2 protein-coding genes are annotated in these 2,644 nt (G+C 64.4%); both read right to left on the minus strand.

Annotation, left to right across the window (positions count from 1 at the left end; translation table 11 throughout):
- On the minus strand, positions 1-451 hold a 451-nt coding region (locus OXU42_02240), incomplete at its 3' end, for a hypothetical protein (protein ID MDE0028210.1).
- A gap of 46 nt (positions 452-497) precedes the next feature.
- Positions 498-2,644, minus strand: a 2,147-nt coding sequence (locus OXU42_02245) for a c-type cytochrome (GenBank protein ID MDE0028211.1), incomplete at its 5' end; no start/stop codon positions are given.

Consider the following 2,644-nt stretch of genomic DNA (forward strand, 5'->3'; position numbering starts at 1 on the left):
TCTTCTTGAACTTGGGCTGCGCCCGGTTCATGGGCTTGTTGATCTTGCTGTAGGTGTGGATGTTGTGCAGCACCTTGTCCGGATTGAGGATGGTGACATCGGCACCCGCGGCCACGGCCAGGACGTGGGGTTGATACTCGCAACCGTTCTGGTCCAGGGTCACCCCCTTCTTCTCCAGCGCCTTGCCGCCCTTGACCTCGGCGATGTAGACGATCACGTTCGCCAGCTTGCCGTCCTTCACCACCAGGGACGAATCGAATTTCGGCCGCTTGTCGCAGGCCTTCTTGTCCTTGGTGATCTTGAGCTTCTTCGGTTTGGGGGCGTCGCCCTTGAACGCGACGGCGCCGGAAATGGTTCCGCCGGCGGCCACGGCCGTCTGAACGGCACCGAATGCCAGCGCGGCGGTCATGGCGAACACCAGCGCGACGAGCAATGAGAACCTGCGATCCATTTTCTTGTCTCCTTCCGCGGTCATAGCCCTTGTCTCACGTTTCAGCTTAACCCTGATTGCTCTGTCCCTCAACAGCGGGCTGCTCGGACGACTCCGCGGCCGGCGCGGCCTCGGCCTTGGCCGCTGTGGCGGGCTGCAGGCCCAGCGTCATGATGTAGTCCGTCAGCGCCTCGATCTGCTTCTTCTCGTCTCCGCCCAGGATGTCCTCGGGGCCGCCCGGGTAGAAGGAAGGCATCTTGGTGCCGGGCTGGAGCTTCTGCGGGTCGAGGATCCACTTCTCGATCCAGTCCGGATTCAGCCGCTGGCGGGCGAGGTTCAGGTCCGGCGCCCAGTCTTCCACCGGACCGTCGGGCGTCTTGTCGCCGCGCACGTGGCAACTCCCGCATTCGAAGTAGTCGTCGGAAAACAGCGTCTGGCCGGCGTCCAGATAGCCCGCGGGCACCTGCCCCTCGTCAACGTGAACATAGGGAATATCGACTTCGGAAAGGCCCGCGAAGTAGTTCACGAAGATATCCGCGTGGGGACCGTCGAAGCCGAAGGTGGGCATGCGGACCTTGAGCCAGGGGCGGATCGGATGTTCCGGGTTCTGCAGGAAGCCGAACATCCAGTTGGCCTGGACCTTCTCGCCCTGGCCGTTGAGCGGTGGCGGCGCCAAGGTTGGGTTCTGCTCGTAGTACTTGCGGACATAGCCGCCCATGCCGTCAATCTCGTGACACCCGATGCAGTTGTACTCCTGCACCTTGCGGCGGCCGGCGAGAATCTGTTGCGCCCGTTCGGCGTGATCCGCCTTGAAGGACTCGGGCACCTTGCGCTCGATGAAGCCGCGCAGCAGCACCCTCACCGCCTTGATGTCCTCCTCGGGCAGGTCGAAGTGGGGCATCAACTGCTCGACCCGCTCGGTGGCGTACACGCGCGGGCTGAGGACCTTGTTGTAGGTCCAGTCCTTCCAGGTGTGCTTGATGCTCGTGTCGTTGCCGAAGAAGAGTTCCTCCAGCGGCTTGGAGCCGAAGGTCGTCAACTCGACCCCGATGCGGGACTCGTTCTCCATGCCCGGGATGTCGTGGCAGCCGGCGCAGCCGTATTTCCGCACCAGCTTCTCGCCCTGGGCGACGTTGGCCGGGTCCTCGAGGCGGGCCACCACGGCCGCGTCCGGCTCGGGCTTCTCGCCCAGCGTCATGAGGTACGTCGTCAGCGCCAGTGCCTCGTCCTCGGACAGCCGCAGGCTGGGCATCCGCGTCGCCGGGTTGTAGCCCTTGGGATCCAGCAGCCAGTGGTAGGTCCAGCGGGGGTTCGCCTTGGCGGCGATGTCCTTGAGGTTCGGCACGAGGTCCTTGCCGCCGACCCGGGTGGTGAACTCATCCTCGGCGAAACCGTGGCACCCGAGGCACCCCACCGAACGGGCCAGCTCCCGGCCCTTCTCCACCATGGCCGCGTCACCCGGTTGGTACCCCTCCGGCGCAGCGTTGTCCTTGAGCCAGGCGTCGGCTTCCTTCTTGGACACGGTCCACAGGTACGCCGCCGCCGCCAGTGCCTCGTCTTCCTTGAAATAGAAGTGCGGCATGCGGGTAAAGGGCCGGAACTCCCGCGGGTTCTCGATCCATTTCACCATCCACGCGGGATCCAGCTTGGCCTGGACCTTGCGCAGGCTCGGCCCGACCTTGGGGATGTCGGCGTACCCTTCCACCAAGTGGCAGCCGGTGCAGCCCACCTGCTCGAAGATCTGCTGCCCCCGGGCCACCACCTCGGCGCCTTCCAGGCCCTGGACGTTGATGTGACAGGTGACGCAACTGGCCTCCACGTCATGCCCTTCGTGCAGCGGATGTTCCCAGAACTTCACGTTGCCGTGGGCCTGGGCCGTACTGTTGACTGCTTCGCCCTGTCCGTCATGACACGCGGTGCAGCCGAAAACACGCGGCGGATGGGCGGTGTCGCTCAAGAACACCAACCGCTTCGGATGGGTGGTGAGGGGTTGCGGCAGGTCGTCGAAGCCCGCGCGGTTGATGCCGATATGGCACGATTGGCACCGGTCCACCCGGTCCACGTGCTGGTCGAAGTTGTTGCGGTCGAAATCCTTCAGAACCACCTGATGGATATTGGGGACCTTGTAGAGGGTGAACTGCGGGAAGCCTTCCGGACCGACCGTGACGGTGGCGTTGTCCATCTGCCGCTGCCACTTCCGCTTGTCGCCCTCCA

The sequence above is a fragment of the Deltaproteobacteria bacterium genome, from assembly GCA_028818775.1.
Taxonomy (GTDB): Bacteria; Desulfobacterota; Binatia; order UBA9968; family JAJDTQ01; genus JAJDTQ01.